Source organism: Pseudomonas sp. St316 (genome assembly GCF_018325905.1).
Classification (GTDB): domain Bacteria; phylum Pseudomonadota; class Gammaproteobacteria; order Pseudomonadales; family Pseudomonadaceae; genus Aquipseudomonas.
In genome coordinates, this window is sequence record NZ_AP021901.1 from 6295437 (window position 1) to 6321404 (window position 25968).

Here is a 25968-nt window from a genome sequence, read left to right on the forward strand (position 1 = left end):
TCATCCGGTTTTTGCCTTGGTGGCCGACGTCTGACACCGACGCAATCATGCCCGCCAACGCCGCCCCGTCCTGACCCCGGTTTTGCGCCGTTTTTCTGCGTATCAGAGGCCAGCCAGGGGCGGAAAAAATCTGTAAACGACGTCACCGACACTGGATGCGACCCTCCCTGTACTGGATACGACCCACCCTGTAGGCGTCAGATTTGCACTGGTACATGATCGGTTACGGCTCGTTTGCAAGGCCGCGTGTCAGAGAGTGCCCACGCGCCACCAACCGCAACATCCAATAAGCGCGGTTGTCCTGACCGGACACCGCCGATAAAACACCAGGAGTCCACCCATGAAAGGTTCCACATCGTTGTTGTTGGCCGCCATGCTGAGTCTTCCGATGCTGGCCAACGCTGCTGAACCCGAACAGTGCAGCACCGTCAACTTCTCCGACGTCGGCTGGACCGACATCACCGTGACCACCGCCACCACCAGCGTGGTGCTCGACGCCCTCGGCTACAAGACCAAGACCACCATGATTTCCGTGCCGGTGACCTACAAGTCCCTGGCCGACGGCAAGAACATGGACGTGTTCCTCGGCAACTGGATGCCGACCATGGAAAACGACATCAAGGCCTACCGCGAAGCCGGCACCGTGGAAACCGTGCGCACCAACCTCAAGGGCGCCAAGTACACCCTGGCCGTGCCTCAGGCTTTATATGACAAAGGCCTGCACGACTTCGCCGATATCCCCAAATTCAAGAAAGAGCTGGACGGCAAGATCTACGGGATCGAACCCGGCAACGACGGCAACCGCCTGATCCAGAGCATGATCGAAAAGAACGCCTTCGGCCTGAAGGACGCGGGTTTCAAAGTCGTGGAGTCGAGTGAAGCCGGCATGCTCTCGCAGGTCGACCGCGCTTCCAAGCGCGGCACCGACGTGGTGTTCCTCGGCTGGGCGCCACACCCGATGAACACCCGCTTCAAGATCCAGTACCTGACCGGCGGCGACGACTTCTTCGGCCCCGACTTCGGTGCCGCAACCGTCGCGACCAACACCCGCAAGGGCTACAGCCAGGAATGCAGCAACGTTGGCCAGCTGTTGAAAAACTTGGAGTTCACCGTCGACATGGAAAGCACGCTGATGGGCAACGTGCTCGACGACAAAATGAAGCCAGAGGCTGCCGCCAAGGCCTGGCTGAAGAAAAACCCACAGGTACTCGATACCTGGTTGGCTGGCGTGACCACCATTGACGGTAAACCGGGGCTGGACGCCGTGAAAGCCAAGCTTGCGCAGTAACTGCTTATGTTATGCCGGGCGGGTTCGCTCGCCCGGGCTGTTTATTCCCTTGCATGCGGACGTTCACTACCATGCTCATTGATCAGAAAATACCCTTAGGCCAGTACATTGCAGGCTTCGTCGAATGGTTGACGCAACACGGCGCCAGCACCTTCGACGCAATCGCACTGTTCCTGGAAACGATGATTCACGGCGTGACGTTTGCGCTGACCTGGTTCAATCCCCTGGCCCTGATCGGCCTCATTGCGCTATTGGCGCACTTCATCCAGCGCAAATGGGGCCTGACCGTATTCGTCATTGCGTCCTTCCTGCTGATCCTCAACCTGGGTTACTGGCAAGAGACCATGGAAACCCTCGCCCAGGTGCTGTTCGCGACCCTGGTTTGCGTAGTGATCGGCGTGCCGCTGGGCATTGTTGCCGCGCACAAGCCGATGTTCTACACCCTGATGCGTCCGGTGCTCGATCTGATGCAGACCGTACCGACCTTCGTTTACCTCATTCCTACCCTGACCCTCTTCGGGCTGGGTGTAGTCCCAGGCCTGATTTCCACGGTGGTGTTCGCGATTGCCGCGCCCATCCGTCTGACCTACCTGGGCATCCGCGACGTACCGGACGAACTGATGGACGCCGGCAAAGCCTTCGGCTGCTCCCGTCGCCAACTCCTGTCGCGCATTGAACTGCCCCATGCGATGCCCAGCATCGCGGCCGGTATCACCCAGTGCATCATGCTGTCGTTGTCGATGGTGGTGATCGCGGCACTGGTGGGCGCCGATGGCCTGGGCAAACCCGTGGTCAACGCACTGAACACCGCCGATATCGCCCTGGGCTTCGAAGCCGGCCTGGCGATCGTGCTGCTGGCGATCATGCTCGACCGAATCTGCAAACAACCCGACGCCAAAGTAGGGGGTGACGCATGAGCATAATTCGTTTCGAAGACGTTGACGTGATCTTCTCCAGGGATCCACGCGAAGCCCTCAAGCTGCTTGACCAGGGCATGACCCGCAACGAAATCCTGAAGAAAACCGGGCAAATCGTCGGCGTGGAAAAAGCCAGCCTGGACATCGAGAAAGGCGAAATCTGTGTCTTGATGGGCTTGTCCGGCTCGGGCAAATCCAGCCTGTTGCGCTGCATCAACGGCTTGAACACCGTCAGTCGCGGCAAGCTGTTTGTTGAACACGAAGGCCGGCAGATCGACATCGCCTCCTGCACCCCCGCTGAACTGAAGATGATGCGCACCAAGCGCATCGCCATGGTGTTCCAGAAGTTCGCCCTGATGCCTTGGCTGACGGTGCGCGAGAACATCAGCTTTGGTCTGGAAATGCAGGGCCGCCCTGAGAAAGAACGCCGCAAGCTGGTGGATGAGAAGCTGGAGCTGGTGGGCCTGACCCAATGGCGCAACAAGAAGCCCGACGAATTGTCCGGCGGCATGCAGCAACGGGTCGGCCTGGCCCGCGCCCTGGCGATGGACGCCGACATCCTGCTGATGGACGAACCCTTCTCCGCCCTCGACCCGCTGATCCGCCAGGGCCTGCAGGACGAACTGCTGGAGCTGCAACGCAAGCTGAGCAAGACCATCGTGTTCGTCAGCCACGACCTCGACGAGGCCCTGAAGCTGGGCAGCCGTATCGCGATCATGAAGGACGGCCGGATCATCCAGTACAGCAAGCCGGAAGAAATCGTGCTGAACCCGGCGGACGACTACGTGCGCACCTTCGTCGCCCACACCAACCCGCTCAACGTCCTGTGCGGTCGCAGCCTGATGCGCACCCTGGACAACTGCAAGCGCATCAACGGTTCGGTGTGCCTGGATCCGGGCGGTGACTCCTGGCTCGACCTCGCCGAAGGCAACACCATCAAGGGCGCCCGGCAGAACGGCGCGGCGCTGGACCTGCAAAACTGGGTACCAGGCCAAGCCGTCGAAGAGCTGGGTCGGCGTCCGACCCTGGTGGACTCCAATATCGGCATGCGCGACGCGTTGCAGATTCGCTACCAGACCGGCAACAAACTGGTACTCCACGATAACCAGCAAGTCGTCGGGATTCTGGGCGACAGCGAGCTGTACCACGCCCTGCTGGGCAAGAACCTGGGCTAAGCCAACGCCAACAAAAACGCCGCGAGATGAATGCGGCGTTTTTGTCTGGGTGGTGCTGACGGCTGACAAGCTGGATCTGGAATGCAAATAACTGTGGCGAGGGGATTTATCCCCTCGCCACAACCGCATTGCAGCTATCAAGTGCATTTGGCCTACAGGCCAACCGACGAGTGTTATAAAGACATCCCCAAAAGTCCTCGCCCCAGCAAATAGCGACGACTTGTCATAGAACTTATTTTTTGTTGATTGAACGTTCAATCAAAACAAAATAGACTGGCTTTCGTTCCGGCAGACGACATTCGTGCGCCGGATGGCCTAAGGAGATGTGCTAGATGCCCAAGGTCGGTATGCAACCCATCCGCCGCCAACAACTGATCGAAGCCACGTTGCAAGCGGTCGATCAAGTCGGCATGGGGGACGCCAGCATTGCGCTGATCGCCCGTTTGGCCGGTGTCTCCAACGGCATCATCAGTCACTACTTTCAGGACAAGAATGGCCTGATCGCGGCCACGGCCCAGTACCTGATGACTGTCCTGAGCGAGAACGTCACCGCGCGCCGCCAGGCGCTGGAGGACACAAGCCCCCGGGCCCACCTCAAGGTGATCATCGAAGGCAACTTCGACGCCAGCCAGGTCAATGGCCCGGCAATGAAAACCTGGCTGGCCTTCTGGGCCACCAGCATGCACCACCCGTCTTTGCACAGGTTGCAGCGGATCAACGATCACCGTCTGTATTCCAACCTGTGTAGCCAGTTCCGCCGCGTGTTGCCCGTTGACCAGGCGCGCAGCGCGGCACGGGGCCTGGCGGCGCTGATTGACGGCTTGTGGCTGCGCGGAGCGCTGTCGGGAGACGCGTTCGATACCGCCCAGGCGCACCAGATCGCTTACGAATACATGGATTTCCAACTGGCCAAAGCAGGGGCACCAGAGCACACAGAACCGCTCGACTCCTGAACCGTCGCCGAACCGCGTAGTCAGCTATAAACGACACGCTCCGGTGGCCAGCCAACCACTTATGCACTTGCGAGGACTTTATGGCCCGTTTCGAACTGCAAAAACTCTACATCGATGGCGCGTACAGCGATGCCAGCGGCGACGCCACTTTCGAAGCCATCAACCCTGCCAACGGCGAGGTCCTTGCCCAGGTGCAGCGTGCGACGTTCGAGGACGTCGAGCGCGCCGTGGTCAGCGCCGAAAAGGGCCAGAAAGTCTGGGCCGCCATGACCGCCATGCAGCGTTCGCGCATCCTGCGCCGGGCCGTGGACATCCTGCGCGAGCGCAACGATGAGTTGGCCGCCCTGGAAACCCTGGACACCGGCAAGGCCTACTCCGAAACCCGCTACGTCGACATCGTCACCGGCGCCGACGTGCTGGAATACTACGCCGGCCTGGTACCTGCCATCGAAGGCGAGCAGGTGCCGCTGCGCACCACTTCATTCGTCTACACCCGTCGCGAGCCCCTGGGCGTAGTGGCCGGTATCGGCGCGTGGAACTACCCGATCCAGATCGCCCTGTGGAAATCCGCCCCGGCCCTGGCAGCCGGTAACGCGATGATCTTCAAGCCGAGCGAAGTCACCTCGCTGACCACCCTGAAACTGGCCGAGATCTATACCGAGGCCGGCGTTCCAGCAGGTGTGTTCAACGTCCTGACCGGCAGCGGTCGTGAAGTCGGCACCTGGCTGACCGAACACCCACGCATCGAAAAAATCTCCTTTACCGGCGGCACCGACACCGGCAAGAAAGTCATGGCCAGCGCCTCGAGCTCTTCGCTCAAGGACGTGACCATGGAACTGGGCGGCAAGTCGCCGCTGATCATCTTCGACGACGCCGACCTGGATCGCGCCGCCGACACCGCGATGATGGCCAACTTCTACAGCTCCGGCCAGGTCTGCACCAACGGCACCCGCGTGTTCGTGCCGAGCCACCTCAAGGCGGCCTTCGAAGCCAAGATCGCCGAGCGCGTGGCACGCATCCGCATCGGTAATCCTGAGGACGAAAACACCAATTTCGGTCCGCTGGTGAGCTTCGCCCACATGGAAAGCGTGCTGGGCTACATCGACAAAGGCAAAGCCGAAGGCGCGCGCCTGTTGTGCGGCGGCGGTCGTTTGACCGACGGCGAATTGGCCAAGGGCGCTTTCGTGGCCCCGACCGTGTTCACCGATTGCACCGACGAGATGACCATCGTGCGTGAAGAAATCTTCGGCCCGGTGATGAGCATCCTCACCTACGACACCGAAGAAGAAGTGATTCGCCGCGCCAACGACACCGATTTCGGCCTGGCCGCCGGCGTCGTGACCCGCGACCTGAACCGCGCCCACCGCGTGATCCACCAGCTCGAAGCTGGCATCTGCTGGATCAATGCCTGGGGCGAATCGGCGGCTGAAATGCCGGTCGGTGGCTACAAGCAATCGGGCGTGGGCCGGGAGAACGGCATCAGCTCGCTGAACAACTACACGCGCATCAAATCGGTACAGGTCGAGTTGGGCGACTACGCGTCGGTGTTCTAAGCCGCCGTTGCCTATGCGGCCGCCATCGCGAGCAAGCTCGCTCCCACAGGAGCTCCCATTCCAATGTGGGAGCGAGTTTGCTCGCGATCGAGTGCGAAGCACTTGCCAGGCCTGGCCTGAACCCAACTTCAAAAGAGGGTGCATTTCATGTCCCAAGAATTCGATTACATCATCATCGGCGCCGGTTCGGCCGGTAACACCCTGGCTACCCGCCTGACCGAAGACGAAGGCGTCACCGTCCTGCTGCTCGAAGCCGGCGGACCAGACTATCGCCTGGACTTTCGCACGCAAATGCCCGCCGCCCTGGCGTTCCCGCTGCAGGGCCGGCGCTACAACTGGGCCTACGAGACCGACCCGGAGCCACACATGAATGGCCGCCGCATGGAATGCGGTCGCGGCAAGGGCCTGGGCGGTTCTTCGCTGATCAATGGCATGTGCTACATCCGCGGCAACGCCCTGGACTATGACAACTGGGCCAAGCTGCCGGGCCTGGAAGACTGGAGCTACCTCGATTGCCTGCCGTATTTCCGTAAAGCCGAAACCCGCGACATCGGCCCGAACGACTACCACGGCGGCGATGGCCCAGTCAGCGTGACCACGCCCAAGGCCGGCAACAACCCGCTGTTCCACGCCATGGTCGAAGCCGGCGTGCAGGCCGGTTACCCGCGTACCGAAGACCTCAACGGCTACCAGCAGGAAGGTTTCGGCCCGATGGACCGTACCGTCACGCCCAACGGCCGCCGGGCCAGCACCGCGCGCGGTTACCTGGACATTGCCAAGAAGCGCTCGACCCTGACCATCGTGACCCACGCCCTGACCGACAAGATCATCTTCGAAGGCAAGCGTGCGGTCGGCGTGCGTTACCTAGTAGGCGCCGCCGAAGAGCGCGTCGAAGCCCGGGCCCGCAAGGAAGTGCTGCTGTGTTCCGGCGCCATCGCCTCGCCGCAGATCCTGCAGCGCTCCGGTGTCGGTCCCGCCAAATTGCTGGAGAGCCTCGACATCCCGGTGGTCCACGATCTGCCTGGCGTGGGTGAAAACCTGCAGGACCACCTGGAGCTGTACCTGCAATACGCCTGCACCCAACCGGTTTCGCTGTACCCGTCGCTGCTCTGGTACAACCAGCCGGCCATCGGCGCCGAGTGGTTGTTCAACGGCACCGGCATCGGCGCCAGCAACCAGTTCGAGGCCGGCGGCTTCATTCGCACCCGTCCTGAATTCGATTGGCCGAACATCCAGTATCACTTCCTGCCGGTGGCGATTAACTACAACGGCAGCAACGGTGTGAAGGAACACGGTTTCCAGGCGCACATGGGCTCCATGCGCTCGCCAAGCCGCGGCCGGATCCAGGCCAAGTCCAAGGACCCACGCCAGCACCCGAGCATCCTGTTCAACTACATGGCGACCGAGCAGGACTGGCAGGAATTTCGCGATGGCATCCGCCTGACCCGCGAGATCATGCAGCAGCCGGCGCTCGATCCGTTCCGTGGCCGCGAGATCAGCCCGGGCATTGAGGTGCAGACGGACGAGCAGTTGGACCAGTTCATCCGCGAGCATGCCGAAACCGCTTTCCACCCGTCTTGCTCGTGCAAGATGGGCACCGACGACATGGCGGTGGTGGACGGCGAAGGCCGCGTGCATGGCATGCAAGGGTTGCGCGTGGTGGATGCCTCGATCATGCCGATCATCACCACCGGCAACCTGAACGCGCCGACGATCATGATCGCCGAGAAAATCGCCGACAAGATCCGCGGCCGCACGCCCCTGCCACGCAGCACCGCGCCGTACTTCGTGGCCGGCGATGCGCCGGTGCGCGGCAAGCCAATGCGTGAAGTGGGGCCTAGCGCCCAGTAAGGCGCTGCACCGCCATCGCGAGCAAGCTCGCTCCCACAGGGGTTCGGCGGCGGACACAGATCTTGTGCCCACTGAAGCCCCCATTGTGGGAGCGAGCTTGCTCGCGATAGCGGTGGGTCAGCTTGCACCGATGTTGAATGTGCATCTTCGCGAGCAGGCTCGCTCCCACAGGGGTTCTGCGGCGAATACAAATCTTGTGCCCACTGAAGCCCCCATGGTGGGAGCGAGCTTGCTCGCGATAGCGGTGGGTCAGCTTGCACCGATGTTGAATGTGCATCTTCGCGAGCAGGCTCGCTCCCACAGGGGGTTCTGCGGCGAATACAAATCTTGTGCCCACTGAAAGCCCCCATGGTGGGAGCGAGCTTGCTCGCGATAGCGGTGGGTCAGCTTGCACCGATGTTGAATGTGCCGCCGTCTTCGCGAGCAGGCTCGCTCCCACAGGGTTCTGCGGCGGATACGAATCTTGTGCCCACTGAAGACCTCATTGTGGGAGCGAGCTTGCTCGCGATGGCGTCCGCCCTGACCCCCCCAGATTTCTATCCGCCTTGATCCCTCCCCCGCCCAGGCCTAATCTAGAGCCGCCGCGTCAACGCGCCGCACCTCGCAGCAATCGCCACTCCAGACAAGGAGGTTCCATGTTCGACTTCCACCCCCAGCTCAAGCAGCGATTTGCTGCCTTGCGCACGGGCGCTGAATTCTTTTCCCTGCGTTACGTGCGCGAGTCCGGCCAGCACCTGTCAGTGCGCAAGAATGTCGCCGAACCGCCCAGCCTGGGCCGTGATGAAGGGGCGATGCTCACCGTGCGGGTCAACGGGGTCGAGGCGTATGCCGCTACCAACGACCTGTCCCAGGCCGGCCTGCAAGCGGCACTCGAACGCGCCGAGCAACACGCGCGCGGGCTCAAGCCCCATGCCCTGCTGGACCTGCGTGAACAAGCGGTGTCCAGCGAACGCGCCGATTACTTCTCGCCGAATTTCGACCAGGCCTTCCCTCCACTGAGCGATTGCTACCAACTGCTCGGCGACGAGTCAGCCGCAGTGCCTCAGGACGAGCGCCTGGTGAACTGGCAAGCCAGCATCGGCCTGACCCAGGTCGAGCAGATCTACCTCAACAGTGCCGGCGCCGAACTGCGCCAGGCCCAACGCTTCATCTACCCGGCCCTGGAAGTCACCGCTTTCGACGGCCACGACAGCCAGACCCGTACCCTGGGCCGGGAAAATTTCGGCCAGCAAGGTGGCTTCGATGTCATCAGCCGCAGCGGCCTGATCGGCGCCGGGCTGAAAATCGCTGACCAGGCCCTGCAATTGCTGTTGGCACCGAACACCCCGCATGGCCCACGCGACCTGCTGCTGATGCCTGACCAGATGATGTTGCAGATCCACGAATCCATCGGTCACCCGCTGGAACTGGACCGCATCCTGGGAGACGAGCGTAATTACGCGGGCACCAGTTTCGTCAAGGCCAGCGATTTCGGCCATCTGCAATACGGCTCCAGCCTGTTGAACGTGACCTTCGACCCGGATATTCCCGAGGAGCTGGCCAGCTACAGCCATGACGACGACGGCACTGCCGCCAGCAAACAGTTCCTGATTCGTGAAGGCCTGTTGCTGCGTCCACTGGGCGGCGCGCTGTCACAATTCCGCGCCGGCCTTGCCGGTGTCGCCAACAGCCGCGCCTGCGGCTGGAATCGTCCGCCCATCGACCGCATGGCGAACCTGAACATCGAACCTGGCGACCAGTCCCTGGAACAACTGATCCAGGGCACCGAGCACGGTGTGCTGATGCGCACCAACCGCTCCTGGTCCATCGACGACGCTCGCAATAAATTCCAGTTCGGCTGCGAGTGGGGCCAGTTGATCGAGAACGGCGAGCTTAAAGGCGTGGTGAAGAACCCCAACTACCGGGGTATTTCCGCGCAGTTCTGGAAGAGCCTGCGCGCCGTGGGCGATGCCAGTACCTCCCAGGTCCTGGGCACGCCGAACTGTGGCAAGGGCGAACCGAACCAGGTCATCCGCGTCGGCCATGCTTCGCCGGCCTGTGTGTTCAGTAACGTTGATGTGTTTGGGGGGGACGCCTGATATGAGCACCGTCAATAATCAGGCCGGGGCATTCAAGGTATTGGTCGACTGGCTGCGCGCTGCCCTGCATGAGCAGGAACAGTTCACCTTGGGTTACGCCGCCGAGTCCTCGGCCTTCGTGCGCTTCAACCACGCCAAGGTGCGCCAGGCCGGGCAAGTGCAGCAGGCCAGTATCAGTTTCAAATTGATCGACGCCGGACGCCACGCCGACTTGCAGATCACCTTGTCCGGCAACACCGAGACCGACCTGCAACGCCTGTCCGAAGGCCTGCAACAGCTACGCGAAACCTTGCCACTGCTGCCCCGCGATCCGTACCTGCTGCTCAACCACAACCACTGGCAAAGCCATAACGTGCAGGACCATCCACTGCCGGACACCGAGCAGGCCGTGGCTGAAATCAGCCGCGCCGCCGAAGGCCTGGACCTGGTGGGGTTCTATGCGGCCGGGCCCATCAGCCGGGGTTTCGCCAGTTCGTCGGGAGCGTTCGGCTGGCATCAGGCCAACAGCTTCAACTTCGATTTCAGCCTGTTCCATGAAAACGGCCAGGCAGTGAAAGCCAGCTATGCCGGGCATGCGTGGAGCAGCGAAGGATTTGCCCGGCGCTTCGAGCAGGCCCGCGAGCAACTGGCGTTTCTCGGCCTCCCGTTGCGCACGTTGCCGCCCGGTGAATACCGCGCCTACCTGGCACCGGCCGCGCTGGAAGAGATCATGGGCATGCTCAGCTGGGGCGGGTTCTCGGCCCGGGCGATTGCCAGCAAGCAGAGCCCGCTGCAAAAGTTCTACGCCAACGAAGCCAGCTTGAGCCCCATCGTGTGGCTGAGCGAGCAGGTCAGCGGCTCCTTGAGCCCGGCGTTTTCCGACGAAGGTTATCCCCGCGATGACCTGGCGCTGATCGCCAAGGGCACGGCCAATGCGCGGCTGGTCAATTCCCGCAGCGCCGCCGAGTATGGCCTCGCCGCCAATGGCGCCAGCAGCTACGAATACCCCACCGCGCTGGACATGAACGAAGGCTTGCTCGAGCAAAAGGACATCCTCGAACGCCTCGGCACCGGGCTGTATATCAGCAACCTCTGGTACCTGAACTACTCGGACCAACCGGCCGCCCGCCTGACCGGCATGACCCGCTTCGCCACGTTCTGGGTCGAGAACGGCCAGATCGTAGCGCCAGTCAGTACCATGCGCTTCGACGACAGCGTCTACAGCCTGCTCGGCTCGCAACTCGAAGGCCTGACCCGAGAGCGCGAACTGCTGCTGTCGGCCAGTACCTATAGCCAGCGGGCCACGGCCTCGATGCTGTTGCCGGGAGCGCTGGTCAAGCGGTTGACCTTGACGCTGTAAAAAGCATCGCGGGCAAGCCTTGCTCCCACAGGGTGGTCATCGTTCCTTGTGGGAGCATGGCTTGCCCGCGATGCAGCCACTACGGACACCCTGACCCAAACAAGAGGCCCCATGCCCAACCGTGCCCCGCTCGACGCCGTCACCGCCCGCTGGCTTCCGTGGGTGGTGGCGATCGCCTTCTTCATGCAGTCCCTGGACGGGACCATCCTCAACACCGCCCTGCCCGCCATGGCCAGTGACTTGGCGGAAAACCCGCTGCGCATGCAGGGCGTGATCATTGCCTACATGCTCACCGTGGCGTTGCTGATCCCGGCCTCGGGTTGGATCGCCGACCGCTTCGGCACCAAGAAGATTTTCTTCGGGGCGATCCTGTTGTTCAGCTTCGGCTCGTTGCTGTGCGCCCTGTCCAATTCGTTGAGCATGCTGATCGGTGCCCGGGTCATCCAGGGCCTGGGCGGCGCGTTGATGTTACCGGTGGGCAGGCTGGTAGTGCTGCGGGCGTATCCGCGCTCGGAACTGGTGCGGATCATGGGGTTCATCACCATCCCCGGCCTGCTCGGCCCACTGATCGGGCCGACCATGGGCGGCTGGATGGTCGAGTACCTGACCTGGCACTGGATCTTCATCATCAACCTGCCGGTGGGCGTGATCGGCTGTTATGCGGTGTGGAAGTTCATCCCCGACCTGCGTGGCAGCGAGCGCACGCGGTTCGATGGGGTGGGGTTCCTGCTGTTCGGCGCGGCGATGGTGCTGATCACCATCGCCATGGAAGGCCTGGGTGAACTGCACCTGCCGCATCTGCGCGTAATGTTGCTGCTGTTTGGCGGCATGGCCTGCCTGGCAGCCTATTGGCTGCGGGCCGGGCACGTCGAAAACGCGCTGTTCCCGCCGTCCCTGTTCAAGACCCGGACCTTCGCCGTGGGCATTCTTGGCAACCTGTTCGCGCGCCTGGGCAGCGGCGCCCTGCCGTTCCTGGTGCCGCTGCTGCTGCAAGTCGCCCTGGGCTATTCACCGTCCCAGGCCGGGATGAGCATGCTGCCCCTGGCGGCGGCGGCCATGGTCGCCAAGTCCGTGGCCCGACCGCTGATCGAACGCCTGGGCTATCGCATCGTCCTGACCGGCAACACCCTGGCCCTGGGGGTGATGCTGGCGAGCATGGGCCTGGTCAGCGAACAGACACCGTACTGGCTGCTGCTGGCGCAACTGGCGGTGCTGGGGGCCATCAACTCGCTGCAATTCACCGCGATGAACACCGTGACCCTGATCGACCTGGATGACGCCAGCGCCAGCAGCGGCAACAGCCTGCTGTCGGTGGTGGCGCAGCTGTCCCTGAGCCTCGGCGTGGCCTGCGCCGGCGCCCTGCTCGGCGGTTTTACCGCCCAGGTGGGCAACGATGGGGTGGAGACAGTGCTGGGGGCGTTCCAGCTGACCTTCGTGACCGTGGGCATCATGGCGATGCTGGCGGCGACGATCTTTTCCCAGTTGTCGAAGCAGGACGGACGACGGCCCCGGCGCTCGGATGAACACATCGAGCACTGAGTCGCTTCGTGTCTTGGAGATTCTTGTGGGAGCAAGGCTTGCCCGCGATACAGGCGACTCGGTTTTCCTGGGGGAAATGCGTCGCCTGCATCGCGAGCAAGCTTTGCTCCCACAGTTCCAGAGCTCCAGAGCTCCCAAGTTTATCGAATTGCCAGCCCCCCAGGGCAGGCCCTGCCCCCCACAGCTCGTCCAGAACTTTCGAAGAAAGTGGCACGAGGCTGCTACACTGCGCGACATTTTGTTTTGCAGGCCAGTCCCGTGACCACCATTGCCACCGCTTTTAATACTTTGCCGCTGTCCGCCGCCATGCTGGCTAACCTCGAATCACTCGGTTATGCCCAGATGACGCCGATCCAGGCGCAAAGCTTGCCGGTGATCCTCAAGGGCATGGACCTGATCGCCCAGGCCAAGACCGGCAGCGGCAAGACCGCGGCTTTCGGCATCGGCCTGCTGAACCCGATCAATCCGCGCTTCTTCGGCTGCCAGGCGCTGGTCATGTGCCCGACCCGTGAGCTGGCCGACCAGGTCGCCAAGGAAATCCGTCGCCTGGCCCGCGCCGAAGACAACATCAAGGTCCTGACCCTGTGCGGCGGCGTGTCCTTCGGCCCGCAGATCGCCTCCCTCGAACACGGCGCCCACATCATCGTCGGCACCCCTGGACGCATCCAGCAACACCTGCGCAAGGGCTCGCTGGTCCTGGACGGCCTCAACACGCTGATCCTCGACGAAGCCGACCGCATGCTCGACATGGGTTTCTACGACGCCATCGAAGACATCATCCAGCAGACCCCCGAACGCCGCCAGACGCTGTTGTTCTCCGCCACCTACCCGGTGGGCATCAAGCAACTGTCGTCCAAGTTCATGCGTAACCCGCAGCAAGTGAAGGCCGAGGCGTTCCACTCCGACGCGCAGATCGAGCAGCGCTTCTACGAGATCTCCCCCGAGGAACGCATGGACGCAGTGGTCAAGGTCCTGGCGCATTTTCGCCCGGCCTCTTGCGTGGCGTTCTGCTTCACCAAGCAGCAGGTCCAGGAAACCGTCGATCACCTGACGTCCAAGGGTATCTCGGCCGTCGGCCTGCATGGCGACCTGGAACAGCGCGACCGTGACCAAGTGCTGGCGATGTTCGCCAACCGCAGCACCTCAGTGCTGGTGGCCACCGACGTCGCCGCCCGCGGCCTGGACATCGATGCCCTGGACATGGTCATCAACGTTGAACTGGCCCGGGACTCGGAAATCCACATCCACCGCGTCGGCCGCACTGGCCGCGCCGGTGAGAAAGGCATCGCCATCAGCCTGGTGGCGCCGTCCGAAGCCCATCGTGCCCAGGCCATCGAGCAACTGCAGAAGTCGCCGCTGAGCTGGGACCAACTGGACAACCTCAAATCCCAGGGCGGCGGCCCGCTGTTGCCGGCCATGAGCACCCTGTGCATCGGCGCCGGGCGCAAGGACAAAGTCCGCCCCGGTGACATCCTCGGCGCCCTGACCGGCGAGGCCGGCATCCCCGGCGCCCAGGTCGGCAAGATCGCGATCTTCGATTTCCAGGCCTATGTAGCCGTGGAACGCGGCATCGCCAAACAGGCCCTGCAACGCCTGAACGATGGCAAGATCAAGGGCCGCTCGTTGCGGGTGCGGATTCTGTAACACGATCGCCCGGGCAACAGAAATCAAACTGTGGGAGCGAGCTGTGTGGGAGCAAGGCTTGCCCGCGATGAAAACGCCGCGGTCTCTTGAGGACCGCAGCGCCTGGATCGCGAGCAAGCTTTGCTCCCACACAGCTCGCTCCCACATTCAGTTATGTAGGAAAGCTGAGAGGACACCGTTTTGCGCTCTACCGAAGTCGTGATCATTGGCGCTGGCGCCGCGGGGTTGATGTGCGCGCTGACTGCCGCCGCCCGCGGGCGGCAGGTGATGTTGCTGGACCACGCCAACAAGGCCGGCAAGAAAATCCTCATGTCCGGCGGTGGACGCTGCAATTTCACCAACATGTACACCGAGCCAGGCAATTTTCTCTCGCAGAACCCGCACTTCTGCAAATCGGCCCTGGCCCGCTATACCCAGTGGGATTTCATCGCGTTGGTGGCCAAGCACGGCGTGCCCTATCACGAGAAAAAGCTCGGCCAGTTGTTCTGCGATAACAAGTCCAGCGACATCCTCGGCCTGCTGCTCGATGAGTGCGACCAGGCCGGCGTCAGCCTGCATCTGGACACCTCGATCACGCAGATCGAAAAAACCGACGGCGGCTACCTGCTGCAAACCACCCTCGGCGCCATCGCCTGCCAGTCCCTGGTGATCGCCACGGGCGGGTTGTCGATCCCGACCCTGGGGGCGACCGGTTTCGGCTATCAGGTGGCAAAACAGTTTGGCCATGAACTGCTGCCGACCCGTGCCGGGCTGGTGCCGTTCACCATCACCGACCAGCTCAAGACCCTGTGCACCGAACTCTCGGGCACCTCGGTCGATTGCTTGGTGAGCTGTAACGACCAGAGTTTTCGCGAGAACATCCTGTTCACCCACCGCGGCCTGAGCGGCCCGGCGATCCTGCAGATTTCCTCGTTCTGGGAACCGGGGGACACGGTGCAAATCAACCTGCTGCCCGACCACGACGTGCCGCAGTGGCTGCAACAGCAACAGGCCGAACGCCCCAACAGCGAACTCAAGACGCTGCTGGGCGAGTTGTTCACCAAGAAAATGGCCAACCTGCTGGCCGACACCTGGTTCGTCTCCAAACCCATGAAGCAGTACACCCATGCCGAACTTGCAGACATCGCCGAGAAACTGGCGAGCTGGAACGTCGTCCCCGCCGGTACCGAAGGCTACCGCACCGCCGAAGTCACCCTGGGCGGCGTCGACACCCGGGAAGTCTCGTCCAAGACCATGGAGTCGCTGAAGAGCCCTGGGCTGTACTTTATTGGCGAAGTCCTGGACGTCACCGGGCACCTGGGCGGGTTCAACTTCCAGTGGGCGTGGGCGTCGGGGTATGCGGCGGCGCAGTACGTCTGAATCAACACAACTCGAATGCGAGTAATAACCCTGTGGGAGCGAGGTTGCTCGCGATAGCGGTGAATCAGCGGCATTGATGTCGACTGACCCACCGCTATCGCGAGCAAGCTCGCTCCCACAAGGGTTTGTGGAACCTTGCGGAACACTTTTTGCTGTCGGATGTGATCGCCGCCATTGCGTCGGCGTCATTACTGCCTCAATTTAGCGTCATTGCCCGTCAGGCCTGTGCACTTCATGTCAGCGAACTCGTTTAGCCAGTCTTTGCGTCGCCTTTGGGCGTTGGATAAGTTCAGTTATAGCGTGCGGGTCTTCATCGCCCTGACCGGTAGCATGGGGCTGTGCTGGTACCTGGATGAAATGGCGCTGCTGATTCCCTTGTTCCTGGGCATCATCGCCAGCGCCCTGGCCGAGACGGACGACAGTTGGCAGGGCCGCCTCAACGCGCTGGCCGTGACCCTGGTGTGTTTCACCGTCGCGGCGCTGTCGGTGGAGTTGCTGTTCCCGTATCCCGTCCTGTTCATCATTGCCCTGGCCCTGGCGAGCTTCGGCCTGACCATGCTGGGCGCCCTGGGTGAGCGCTATGGCGCGATTGCCTCGGCCACCCTGATTCTGTCGGTCTATACCGTGATCGGCGTGGACCAACGCGGTGGCGCCATCACCGATTTCTGGCATGAACCCCTGCTGCTGGTGGCCGGCGCCGCGTGGTACGGCCTGCTCTCGGTGCTGTGGCAGGCGTTGTTTTCCAACCAACCGGTGCAGCAAAGCCTGGCGCGGCTGTTTCGCGAATTGGGGCGCTACCTGAAACTCAAATCGTCGCTCCTGGAACCGATCCGCCAACTGGACGTTGAAGCAAGGCGCCTGGAACTGGCCCAGCAGAACGGCCGGGTGGTCGCTGCGCTCAACAGCGCCAAGGAAATCATCCTGCATCGCGTGGGCAATGGCCGGCCGGGGTCGAAAGTCAGCCGGTACCTGAAGCTGTACTTCCTGGCCCAGGACATCCACGAACGTGCCAGCTCTTCGCACTACCCCTACAATGCCCTGGCCGAGGCCTTCTTCCACAGCGACGTGCTGTTCCGCTGCCAGCGCCTGCTGCGCCAGCAAGGCAAGGCCTGCCAGGCACTGGCCGAGTCGATCCAGCTACGCCAGCCGTTCGTCTACGACGACACCTTTGCCGAGGCCCTCAACGACCTGCACGCCTCCCTCGAACACCTGCGCATCCAGAGCAACCCGGCCTGGCGCGGCTTGTTGCGTTCGTTGCGGGCACTGTCGGTGAACCTTGCCACCATGGACCGCCTGCTCAGCGACGCGAGCAACCCCGACGCCCTGGCCGACGCCACCGACAGCAGCCTGCTGGACCGCTCGCCGCGCAACTTCAAGGACGTCTGGCTACGCTTGCGCACCCAGCTCACGCCGACCTCGTTGCTGTTCCGACATGCCCTGCGCTTGCCCCTGGCCCTGAGCGTCGGCTACGCCATGGTGCATATGATCCACCCTTCCCAGGGCTATTGGATCATCCTCACCACGCTGTTCGTGTGCCAGCCCAACTACGGCGCCACCCGGCGCAAGCTTGGCCAACGGATCATCGGCACCGCCATCGGCCTGACAGTGGCCTGGGCGCTCTTCGATCTGTTCCCCACCCCCTTGGTGCAATCGTGCTTCGCCATTGCCGCAGGGGTGGTGTTCTTTACCAACCGCACCACCCGCTACACCCTGGCGACGGCGGCGATCACCGTCATGGTGCTGTTCTGCTTCAACCAGGTGGGCGACGGCTACGGGCTGCTGCTGCCGCGGTTGTTCGATACCTTGCTCGGCAGCTTGATTGCCGGGCTGGCGGTGTTCCTGTTCCTGCCTGACTGGCAGGGTCGGCGGCTGAACAAAGTGCTGGCCAACACGCTGACCTGCAACAGCATCTACCTGCGCCAGATCATGCAGCAGTACGCCGCCGGCAAGAGCGACGACCTGGCCTATCGCCTGGCCCGACGCAACGCCCACAACGCCGATGCCGCGCTGTCCACCACGCTGGCCAACATGCTGATGGAGCCGGGGCATTTCCGGAAGGAAGCCGATGTAGGGTTCCGTTTCCTGGTGCTGTCCCACACCCTGCTCAGCTACCTGTCGGGCCTGGGCGCCCACCGTGGTACCGAACTGCCGACGCAGGTACGCGAGCAATTGATCGATGGCGCGGGGGTGAAGCTGGCAACGAGCATCGACGAAATCGCCCAGGGCCTGGCGAGTAAAACACCGATTGTGGTCCAAAGCGACGAAGAGGAAGCCCTGGCCAGCGAGCTTGAGCAGATGCCTGATGAAATCGACGAAGGACAGCGACTGGTGCAGACGCAACTGGGTTTGATCTGCCGTCAGCTCGGCCCGTTGCGGACCTTGGCGGCGCATCTGATCAAGGACACCAGCGAGGCTTGAGGGTTGCGGTGTTTGGGCGGGCCTCATCGCGAGCAGGCTCGCTCCCACAGTGGATTGTCAGCGTACACAGACTTCGTGTTACAGCAGGTCCATGTGGGAGCGGGCCTGCTCGCGATGGGGCCAGTCCAGGCACCCTACATTCCATGCGCCTTCAATAACCGCGCATAACTGCCATCCGCCTTCATCGCCGCGATCTCCCGATCGAAGCCGGCCACGATCTGCTCATGCTCCGGGTTCTTCAGGCTGACCAGAATGTGCAGGCTGTTTTCACTCAAGGGCTTGGGCAGGAACTCCACGGCGCTGCGCACCTTGGCCGATTCGCGGGCCAGGTAATAGCGGGCGACGTACTCGTCTTCCAGGGTCAACTTCACGCGATCGGCAGCCAGCATGCGCACCGCCATCGCGAAGTTATGCACAGGGACTTTCTGCATTTGCAGGTCTTCGTCGAAGTCCTTGGAATAGGCGTAGCCACGAACCACGGCGATAGGATAGACACGCAGCTGTTCCAGGCTGTCAAACTGGACCGTTTCGTCCTTGCGCTTGATGAAACGCACACGGTTGAGCAGATACTCGGACGAGAACTGGCCGATGTGAGTGCGATCCTCGCTGTACCAGGCGTTGACCAGCACGTCATAGCGACCCTCGCTGATGCCCAGCATCGCCCGGGCCCAGGGCACCTGTTCGAAGTCCGTGGCATAACCGGCCCGCGCCAGGGCCGTGCTGACGATATCGGTCGCCAGGCCACCATTGACCAAGGTGGAATCGGTAAAGGGCGGCCAGCCATCGGCGACCAGGCGCAACTTCTGCGCGCAAGCTTCGTAGCTCAGCAACAGCAATCCGATCAATGCAAGAGCTCGATGCAATCGCGGCATGCCAAACGTCCTTGACGGGTTCAAAGCCCGGTTTGTTTTTAGCCGACACTCAACAGGCATCCTCAGACACCCCGTCCTAACGTTAGCTCATTGGAACCGCTACGCAGCGCTGTCACGAAGATTACACAAAGACGACAGCACCGCGACAAAGGAATGATGGCATTTTGGCCTTTATCACAGATTTTCCAGTCGACCGAGAAAGAGACTTCCGGGCCAAGCGCGCTTAATATCGGCATCAGGTTCTTCAGGAAATTCAAAAAATGGATATCGAATGGGTCTGTAAACATCACAGTGACCTGAGCAAGGAGCAGCTGTACGCCATCCTCAAATTGCGTGCCGAAGTGTTCGTTGTCGAACAGAACTGCGCCTACCCGGACGTTGACGGCCTGGACCTTGAAGGCGACACCTGCCATTTGATGGCCTGGCAGGGCAACCACCTGGTGGCCTACCTGCGCTTGCTCGACCCGCACTCGCAAAACAGTGACGTGGTGATCGGGCGCGTGATCATCGCACCGCAAGCACGCGGCCAAGGGCTGGGTCACACGTTGATGGAACAGGCACTCAAGCAGGCCGAGAAGCATTGGCCTGGTACGTCGATCTCATTGTCGGCCCAGGCGCATTTGCAGGGGTACTACGCACGGTACGGGTTTGAGGTGGTGGGTGTGGAATATCTGGAAGATGGGATTCCACACATTGGCATGCACCGGCCTTAAGGCCGCCATCGCGAGCAAGCTCGCTCCCACAGTGGATCTTCAGTGAACACAATATCTGCAAACGAAGACCATTAAATGTGGGAGCGAGCTTGCTCGCGATGAGGCCAGCCCAGACACCGACATCATTCAAGGGTATCCAAGCACCGCCTTGATCTGCGGCAGATTCCCCTCGATCCACCCCCGATCGATCGCCCCCCAATCGCGAATCCGATACCGCCCGGCATGATTGCGCGCGCCGTCCTCTTGCTCGAACTCACAGACGATATCCAGATCAGCCAGCGCGGCGATGGTGTCCTGGGCGGTGCGCCGGGGCATGCCGGTGCTTTCGGTGAGGGCCGGGACGTTGCTGGCAACACCGCTGTCGATCAGGTAAGCCACGTACAAGCGACGATAGAAGCTGGTCTTGGTCTTGCTGACATCCATTCGGTCATTCCTTGTGGGGTTGCAGGTCTCGCCAGGTCAGGTACACCCGCATGTCGAATTCCAACTGGTGATACCCCGGCAGCATGTGCTCGCAGAGTTGGTAGAACGCCTTGTTGTGGTCCGACTCCTTGAAGTGCGCCAGCTCGTGTACCACGATCATCTTCAGGAACTCGGGCGCCGCGTCCTTGAACAACGCAGCGATACGGATTTCCTTCTTGGCCTTGAGCTTGCCGCCCTGCACCCGCGACACCGCGGTATGCAGGCCGAGGGCGCGGTGGGTCAGGTCCAGGCGGCTGTCGAACAGCACCTTGTCGATGGCTGGCGCGTTACGCAGGTATTGCTGCTTGAGGTCCAGCGCATAACCGTACAGGGCCTTGTCGCTCTGGATTGGGTGCCGACCCGGATAGCGTTGCTGCAGGTAATCGCCCAGTCGGTCCTGGGCGATCAATTGCTGCACTTGGGCTTGCAGGGCGGCGGGGTAGGCCTGGAGGTATTTGAGCGCGGTCATCAAGGGGCAACACAGTCACAAGAGGCCGCCAGTGTAGCGAATTCAAGCCTGCACCGCGCTCCAGTCGAACGGAGTGGCGAAGGCATCGGTGTCTTCGGCCATCAACGGCCGCGCCACGAGGAACCCCTGCACGTACTCACAGCCATGGGCCTGCAGCCACTCATATTGCTCGCGGGTTTCCACCCCTTCGGCAATCACCCGCAAGCCCAGCTGCTTGCACAGGTCAATCACCGAGGCGGCCAACGCGGCATCCCGGGGCGATCCCGGTACGCGGGCGATCAAATGCCGGTCGAGCTTGAGGGTATCGAGTTCAAGGTCGCGCAGATGCGTCAGTGAACAGGGCCCCGAGCCAAAGTCATCCAATGCCACCCGCACCCCGAGGTGACGCAGCAGGCGCAATTGCTTTTGGGTTTCATCGGGATTGCGCATCAGCGCATCCTCGGTCACCTCGACCTCCAGTTGCCGAGGTTTCAAGGCATGACGCTCCAGGACCTGGCGCAACTCGGTCACCAGGTTGGGCATGCCGAACTGGGTACTGCTCAGGCTCACCCCCAACACCAGGTCGTCAGCGAACAAGCGCTCCCAGACTTTGCGCTGAGCCGCGCTGCGATGATAAATCCAGCTACCCAGGCGACTGATCAACCGCGCCTCTTCCAGCAGGGGCAGGAACAGCCCCGGCGGAACATCACCGACGCTGGGGTGCTGCCAGCGCAACAGCGCCTCGAACCCGCGGATCCGCCCGTCGGCGATGCTCACCTGTGGCTGGTAGACCATATTGAAATCGCGATTCTCGATGGCCGAGCGCACGCTCTCTTCGAGCATCAGCCGTGAACGGGCTCGACCGTTCATTTCGTGGTCGTAAAAACGGTATTGCTGGCGACCGGCACGCTTGGCTTCGTACATGGCGATGTCGGACGCCCGCAGCAACCCATCGAGATTGGCGCCACAATCCGGGTACGTCGCGATGCCGATGCTGGCCCCCAGAGCCACGTCCATGCCTTCGATCTGCTGGCAGATCGCGACCCGCTCGATGAGTTTCTCGGCGATCTTGGCCGCTTGCTCGGGGAACTCCAGGTCCAGCAGCGCCGTGAACTCGTCGCCGCCCAGGCGCGCCAGGATATCGAATGGCCGCAGACACGCCTTCAACTGCTCCGACACCCAGCGCAATACCCGGTCCCCGGCATCGTGCCCCAGCGAGTCATTGACCCGCTTGAAACCATCGAGGTCCAGGTACAGCAACACCCAGTTGCTTTCCAGGCGCTCGCTGCGCATCAACAGGTTTTCCGCGGTCTGGTAGAACCCCCGGCGGTTGAGCAACCCGGTCAGCGGGTCCGTGACGGCCTGGTATTCGAGTTGCTGGTGCAGGTGGCGAACCACCGACATGTCCTGGAGGGTCACCACCATCGCCTTCTGCTCCGAGGGCAACGGCGCACAGGACAAGGCCACCGACACCTGCTGGCCAGGCGCCGTGCGCAGGACTGCGTCATGCAGTCGCCAGGTTTCACCACGACGGTAGGCGTTGTAGATATCGCAATCGCCCCATTCAGGGATGTGCGGTTTCTGCAGGAAATCCAGGAATGGCATGCCCTGCAATTGCTCGGCGGTGGCATTGAGCAAGCGGCAGGTAGACGGATTGGCAAAGCGGATACAGCCATTCTCATCCACCACCAGGATGCCTTCGGCGGCGTTGTCCAGTACCGAGGCATTGAAGGCCCTGGCCGCTTCGAGATCCTGGCTCAGGCGCTGCAAGGCCCGGCGATTGCGCTGGTGCTCGAGCAACGCCTGGACCTTGGGCTTGAGGATTTGTGGATCGAAAGGTTTGAACAGGTAATCCACGGCCCCACTGGCATAACCCTTGATGACCGCGTCCTGGGATTGCTCGTTGGCGGTCAGGAAAATGATCGGTGTGAGCCGCGTACGCTGGCTGCCGCGCATCAGGCGCGCCACTTCGAAACCATCCATGTCAGGCATCTGCACATCCAGCAGAACCAGGTCGATGTCGTGTTCAAGCAGCAGGTTAAGCGCCTCGACCCCCGAGGACGCGGTCATGACTTGCCAATCCGGACGCTGCAACAAGGCTCGCATGCTGAGCAGGTTTTCAGGGTAATCATCAACAATCAAAAGGACAGAGCTGTCTTCGCCGAGCGGTGGTTGCGCGCATTCCATGCTGCTTCTCTTATCGGGCGCCACGTCCGTTCTTACGTAGCAAAGCGGACAAATACTGTCCCCTCACTCTAGACCGGGATTTTGAAAAGCAGTAGGTGTCAACGCGCCATCATCCGGACAAAGCCCGAAATAGCCGACTAACGGTCACCCTCCTCAGGCACAAAAACTGCAATGACACCGCCGACGAACAATTGACGTCAAACATCCGCCGAACGGTTAATAAAAAAAGCCCAGTCCAGCGTTCCGAACGCTTCAAACGGGCGGTTTAAAGCCCCCGCTACGGCATTTATCTTTTACATCCGATACGCAGGACCTGGACATGATCGATCTCGCAACCTGGAACTTGAGCATCCCCGAGGGCAGCCCGGCGATGACCATCGAAACCCCTCGGCTGGCACAGGGGTTCAAAGACCAATACTTCAACGCCGAAACCGGCACCGTCTTCTTTTGGGCGCCCGTGACCGGCACCAAGACAGCCAACGCGATTTACCCGCGCAGCGAACTGCGCGAAACCTATAGCGACGGCACCTTGCGCAATTGGCTTTACCCGGCGGCGGACAACATCCTGCGCGCCACCGTGACCGTCAACCAGGTGCCCAGCACCGGCAAGATCGTGATCGGCCAGATCCATACCAAGGACAGCACCAGTCCGATGGTGAAACTGGAATACCAATACAAAACCTCCAGCTCCACCGGAAATATCGTCGCCAAGGTGCGCATGCGTCCTGACGACGAGGAGGGCCAAGTCATCACCATCGCCACGGGCGTGACACTCAACCGCAGTTTCTCCTACATGATCCACCTGAGCCCGAAGGGCGCGCTGGGTATTACTGCGGCGGGTTACAACTGGCGAACCACCGTTGACCCAAGCTGGAAAGTCAAACCGCTCTATTTCAAGGCGGGCGTGTATGTGCAGGACAACACCGGCTATGTCACCGAAGGCGGGAAAGTGACGTTCAGCCTGCTGGAAATCAAACACACCACCCTGTAATGACCGCCTCACCTGCAACGGCACCCGATTAGGGGTGCCTTTTTTTTGTCTGTCGCCGGCAAAAGAGCCAAAAAGCCATCGCTCATTCGTTCCGTTAAAAAACCAGGTAATCGACCAGCGGTCGTTTGTCTCGGGCACAAAAGCGGAAAACGCCACTCTGACGGTCTGCTGACGCCAACCCTCCGTCGGGACGATCGTGCCAATTACTCGTCTGCGCCCCCTTCGGGCCCTCAGCAAAAGCGCGTCTTAGAGCCTCCGGCTGTGGCGTAAATCATTTCTTCTTCTCAGAAAGGATCCGAACATGGTCGATCTTGCAACCTGGAACTTGAGCATCCCCGAAGGCAGCCCGCCGAAAACCATCGAAACCCCGCGGCTGGTGGATGGGTTCCGGGACAAATACTTCAACTCCGAGGGCAGCACGGTGTATTTCTGGTCACCCGTGACCGGCACCAAGACTGAAAATGCGATCTACCCGCGCAGCGAATTGCGCGAGACCTACAAGGACGGCACCTTGCGCAACTGGCTGTACCCCGATGCCGACAATCAATTGCGTGCGAAGCTGGTCGTCAACCAAGTGCCCAGCAGCGGCAAGATTGTCATCGGTCAGATCCATGCCAAGGACAGCAGCAAACCCTTGGTGAAGCTGGAGTACCAATACAAAGAGGACAGCGCCACCGGCAACATCGTCGCCAAGGTCCGCATGCGCCCCGATGACAATAAGGGCCGGGTCATCACCGTTGCCACCGGTGTGAAACTTAATCAGGCGTTCAGTTATCGGCTCCACCTCGATCGTACCGGTGACCTGGGCATTACCGCAGCCGGTCGTAGCTGGTACACCACCATCAGCGCCACTTGGCGGGTCAAACCGTTGTATTTCAAGGCAGGCGTGTATGTGCAGGACCACACCGGCTACACCAGCGAAGGCGGAAAAGTGACGTTCAGCGTGCTGGATATCGATCACAACACCTGAAATTTCACTTCCGATAATCTCGTAGGAAACGCCCTCTTGTGGCGAGGGGATTTATCCCCGCTGGGCTGCGACGCAGCCCCTCTTTCCGCCAGACCCACCGTATGCACCGGCTTTGCGGTGGCTGCGCCGCCCGAGCGGGAGCAGGCTGCCTCGCCACAGGGGCTGGTGCGTCCTACAGGTCGATTTTGGCCTCGAAAATCTCCTCTATAGTTCGGTGGGTCTGCTGGCTTTGGTCGGTGGGCAGGGGTTTCGCAGCCCTGGTGAGTTAGAATCACGACCGTCAAAAATCGACATAGGCGAATCCTGCCTGCGTTCGGCTTTTCATGGCGGCTGTGTGTGGGAGATCTTCGGGTCTGCCGGGTTTCTCTAACTCCTCGGTCTGCGAACCCGCACATGGCTGCCACCCAATTTGTTTCGCAGCAGACGGTGGCAAGTACTTTTTCTTGAGTTAGAGGTTTGTCATGAAAACAGAACAATTGCTTAGCCGCTTCAGCCCCCTCACTCCGATCGCCACCACCCAACCCATCCTGTTCATCGACAGCACCGCGCCACTGACCGAACTCCATGCCTGCGCCAGCGAACGTTTGCATGTCACGCTCGACTACTTGACGCTCATGGCCTGCGCAACCCTCCGCGATTCGGCCGCCAGCGACTTCAACACCCTCACCAACGTTGCTCGGATCCTGGTCCAGGATGTCACCGATGTATTCGGTGTCATTGAACAACGCGGCCTCGAAGACCAGTAAAGCCCTCCTGGTGGGAGATGATCCCCTGTGGGAGCGAGCTTGCTCGCGATAGCGGTGGGTCAGCGGCAAAGGTGTTGGCTGACACAGCGCTATCAAGATCTGTGTGTATATCCGTTTTCTTTGTCACGGCGGCTGGCGGTTCCGCTCTTACAGCGGGTCACTTTCGAAAAGCGCGAAAGTAACCAAAGCGCTTTATGCCCCACCACTCGGCACCTCGCCTAGGCTCGGTGTTCCCTCACTCCGGCATTGCTCCGTGGGCCCGCCGCGAAGGGCCATCCATGGCCCAGCGCGGCTATCCCGGCATCCATGCCGGGATGCCCACTGCGCAATGCCTGCGTTCGGCCAGCGTGGTTAACGGGGCGCCAAAATCTACGTCCACCGCGAGGCGGCCTAGTAGCCGACCTGGTTCTGGGTGTGGTCCGCGTTTCTCCTGTGGGAGCGAGCCTGCTCGCGATGGGGTTGGTG

The 25968-nt window shown here is 61.6% G+C and carries 20 protein-coding genes; 16 read left to right on the plus strand and 4 right to left on the minus strand.

The genetic code is table 11. The annotated features are described in order from the left end of the window. Positions 1 to 340: 340 nt before the first annotated feature. The 12 genes from KI237_RS28095 to yccS all read left to right on the plus strand — a co-directional run bounded on the left by KI237_RS28095 (position 341) and on the right by yccS (position 18114). Entirely contained in the window at positions 341 to 1288 is a 948-nt protein-coding gene (locus KI237_RS28095; RefSeq protein WP_212797929.1) for a choline ABC transporter substrate-binding protein, read from the plus strand. 71 nt (positions 1289 to 1359) lie between these two features. Beyond that, positions 1360 to 2205, plus strand: coding sequence for a choline ABC transporter permease subunit (choW, locus tag KI237_RS28100; protein ID WP_212797930.1), 846 nt, complete (start codon positions 1360 to 1362; stop codon positions 2203 to 2205). Then, positions 2202 to 3380: a choline ABC transporter ATP-binding protein gene (gene choV / locus KI237_RS28105; protein ID WP_003206357.1), complete on the plus strand. Its 1179-nt coding sequence runs from the start codon at positions 2202 to 2204 to the stop codon at positions 3378 to 3380. Before choW ends, choV begins: the two co-directional genes overlap by 4 nt. A 332-nt stretch (positions 3381 to 3712) precedes the next feature. Next, positions 3713 to 4333, plus strand: a complete 621-nt coding sequence (gene betI, locus KI237_RS28110; protein ID WP_003206359.1) for a transcriptional regulator BetI — start codon at positions 3713 to 3715, stop codon at positions 4331 to 4333. Between the two features lie 80 nt (positions 4334 to 4413). Further along, positions 4414 to 5886: a betaine-aldehyde dehydrogenase gene (betB, locus tag KI237_RS28115; RefSeq protein WP_212797931.1), complete on the plus strand. Its 1473-nt coding sequence runs from the start codon at positions 4414 to 4416 to the stop codon at positions 5884 to 5886. Positions 5887 to 6033: 147 nt separating this feature from the next. Beyond that, entirely contained in the window at positions 6034 to 7737 is a 1704-nt protein-coding gene (betA, locus tag KI237_RS28120) for a choline dehydrogenase (protein ID WP_212797932.1), read from the plus strand. A 635-nt stretch (positions 7738 to 8372) separates the two neighbouring features. Next, complete coding sequence (locus tag KI237_RS28125; protein WP_212797933.1) at positions 8373 to 9815, plus strand: TldD/PmbA family protein; 1443 nt, start codon at positions 8373 to 8375, stop codon at positions 9813 to 9815. A gap of 1 nt (position 9816) precedes the next feature. Further along, positions 9817 to 11154, plus strand: a complete 1338-nt coding sequence (locus KI237_RS28130) for a TldD/PmbA family protein (protein WP_212797934.1) — start codon at positions 9817 to 9819, stop codon at positions 11152 to 11154. Positions 11155 to 11244: 90 nt separating this feature from the next. Continuing rightward, positions 11245 to 12693: a multidrug transporter subunit MdtD gene (gene mdtD / locus KI237_RS28135; RefSeq protein WP_283246323.1), complete on the plus strand. Its 1449-nt coding sequence runs from the start codon at positions 11245 to 11247 to the stop codon at positions 12691 to 12693. A gap of 306 nt (positions 12694 to 12999) precedes the next feature. Continuing rightward, a complete protein-coding gene (gene dbpA, locus KI237_RS28140) occupies positions 13000 to 14337 on the plus strand; it encodes an ATP-dependent RNA helicase DbpA (RefSeq protein WP_232199893.1) in 1338 nt (445 codons plus the stop codon). A 180-nt stretch (positions 14338 to 14517) separates the two neighbouring features. Further along, positions 14518 to 15696, plus strand: a complete 1179-nt coding sequence (locus KI237_RS28145) for a BaiN/RdsA family NAD(P)/FAD-dependent oxidoreductase (protein ID WP_212797936.1) — start codon at positions 14518 to 14520, stop codon at positions 15694 to 15696. Between the two features lie 234 nt (positions 15697 to 15930). After that, complete coding sequence (gene yccS, locus KI237_RS28150) at positions 15931 to 18114, plus strand: YccS family putative transporter (RefSeq protein WP_212797937.1); 2184 nt, start codon at positions 15931 to 15933, stop codon at positions 18112 to 18114. 134 nt (positions 18115 to 18248) lie between these two features. On the opposite strand, the gene KI237_RS28155 is transcribed toward yccS, so the two are convergent. After that, positions 18249 to 18986, minus strand: coding sequence for a substrate-binding periplasmic protein (locus KI237_RS28155; RefSeq protein ID WP_212797938.1), 738 nt, complete (start codon positions 18984 to 18986; stop codon positions 18249 to 18251). 260 nt (positions 18987 to 19246) lie between these two features. Between KI237_RS28155 and KI237_RS28160 the strand changes: the two genes are divergently transcribed. Further along, the gene (locus KI237_RS28160) at positions 19247 to 19699 is read left to right on the plus strand and encodes a GNAT family N-acetyltransferase (RefSeq protein WP_212797939.1); all 453 of its coding nucleotides are present in this window, start codon (positions 19247 to 19249) and stop codon (positions 19697 to 19699) included. A 126-nt stretch (positions 19700 to 19825) separates the two neighbouring features. Here the strand turns inward: KI237_RS28160 and KI237_RS28165 are convergent, their stop codons facing one another. Genes KI237_RS28165 through KI237_RS28175 form a run of 3 tightly spaced genes read right to left on the minus strand, consistent with a single transcriptional unit; the run spans position 19826 to position 22796 of the window. Next, a complete protein-coding gene (locus KI237_RS28165; RefSeq protein ID WP_212797940.1) occupies positions 19826 to 20122 on the minus strand; it encodes a winged helix-turn-helix domain-containing protein in 297 nt (98 codons plus the stop codon). Positions 20123 to 20126: 4 nt separating this feature from the next. After that, complete coding sequence (locus KI237_RS28170) at positions 20127 to 20630, minus strand: M48 metallopeptidase family protein (RefSeq protein WP_212797941.1); 504 nt, start codon at positions 20628 to 20630, stop codon at positions 20127 to 20129. 42 nt (positions 20631 to 20672) lie between these two features. Further along, positions 20673 to 22796: a putative bifunctional diguanylate cyclase/phosphodiesterase gene (locus KI237_RS28175; protein WP_212797942.1), complete on the minus strand. Its 2124-nt coding sequence runs from the start codon at positions 22794 to 22796 to the stop codon at positions 20673 to 20675. 319 nt (positions 22797 to 23115) lie between these two features. Here KI237_RS28175 and KI237_RS28180 point away from each other — a divergent pair, with 319 nt between their 5' ends. The 3 genes from KI237_RS28180 to KI237_RS28190 all read left to right on the plus strand — a co-directional run bounded on the left by KI237_RS28180 (position 23116) and on the right by KI237_RS28190 (position 25503). Next, on the plus strand, positions 23116 to 23787 hold the full coding sequence (locus KI237_RS28180) for a polysaccharide lyase family 7 protein (protein ID WP_212797943.1): 672 nt from the start codon (positions 23116 to 23118) through the stop codon (positions 23785 to 23787). Between the two features lie 301 nt (positions 23788 to 24088). Further along, entirely contained in the window at positions 24089 to 24757 is a 669-nt protein-coding gene (locus KI237_RS28185; protein WP_212797944.1) for a polysaccharide lyase family 7 protein, read from the plus strand. Positions 24758 to 25218: 461 nt separating this feature from the next. After that, the gene (locus KI237_RS28190) at positions 25219 to 25503 is read left to right on the plus strand and encodes a fructose-bisphosphate aldolase (protein ID WP_212797945.1); all 285 of its coding nucleotides are present in this window, start codon (positions 25219 to 25221) and stop codon (positions 25501 to 25503) included. Positions 25504 to 25968: the final 465 nt, after the last annotated feature.

Bases quoted from the DNA above. Each gene is read 5' to 3' on its own strand.
- KI237_RS28095 (WP_212797929.1), top strand. From the start codon at position 341: ATGAAAGGTTCCACATCGTTGTTGTTGGCCGCCATGCTGAGTCTTCCG.
- choW (WP_212797930.1), top strand. From the start codon at position 1,360: ATGCTCATTGATCAGAAAATACCCTTAGGCCAGTACATTGCAGGCTTC.
- choV (WP_003206357.1), top strand. From the start codon at position 2,202: ATGAGCATAATTCGTTTCGAAGACGTTGACGTGATCTTCTCCAGGGAT.
- betI (WP_003206359.1), top strand. From the start codon at position 3,713: ATGCCCAAGGTCGGTATGCAACCCATCCGCCGCCAACAACTGATCGAA.
- betB (WP_212797931.1), top strand. From the start codon at position 4,414: ATGGCCCGTTTCGAACTGCAAAAACTCTACATCGATGGCGCGTACAGC.
- betA (WP_212797932.1), top strand. From the start codon at position 6,034: ATGTCCCAAGAATTCGATTACATCATCATCGGCGCCGGTTCGGCCGGT.
- KI237_RS28125 (WP_212797933.1), top strand. From the start codon at position 8,373: ATGTTCGACTTCCACCCCCAGCTCAAGCAGCGATTTGCTGCCTTGCGC.
- KI237_RS28130 (WP_212797934.1), top strand. From the start codon at position 9,817: ATGAGCACCGTCAATAATCAGGCCGGGGCATTCAAGGTATTGGTCGAC.
- dbpA (WP_232199893.1), top strand. From the start codon at position 13,000: ATGCTGGCTAACCTCGAATCACTCGGTTATGCCCAGATGACGCCGATC.
- yccS (WP_212797937.1), top strand. From the start codon at position 15,931: ATGTCAGCGAACTCGTTTAGCCAGTCTTTGCGTCGCCTTTGGGCGTTG.
- KI237_RS28155 (WP_212797938.1), bottom strand. From the start codon at position 18,986: ATGCCGCGATTGCATCGAGCTCTTGCATTGATCGGATTGCTGTTGCTG.
- KI237_RS28160 (WP_212797939.1), top strand. From the start codon at position 19,247: ATGGATATCGAATGGGTCTGTAAACATCACAGTGACCTGAGCAAGGAG.
- KI237_RS28165 (WP_212797940.1), bottom strand. From the start codon at position 20,122: ATGGATGTCAGCAAGACCAAGACCAGCTTCTATCGTCGCTTGTACGTG.
- KI237_RS28170 (WP_212797941.1), bottom strand. From the start codon at position 20,630: ATGACCGCGCTCAAATACCTCCAGGCCTACCCCGCCGCCCTGCAAGCC.
- KI237_RS28175 (WP_212797942.1), bottom strand. From the start codon at position 22,796: ATGGAATGCGCGCAACCACCGCTCGGCGAAGACAGCTCTGTCCTTTTG.
- KI237_RS28180 (WP_212797943.1), top strand. From the start codon at position 23,116: ATGATCGATCTCGCAACCTGGAACTTGAGCATCCCCGAGGGCAGCCCG.
- KI237_RS28185 (WP_212797944.1), top strand. From the start codon at position 24,089: ATGGTCGATCTTGCAACCTGGAACTTGAGCATCCCCGAAGGCAGCCCG.
- KI237_RS28190 (WP_212797945.1), top strand. From the start codon at position 25,219: ATGAAAACAGAACAATTGCTTAGCCGCTTCAGCCCCCTCACTCCGATC.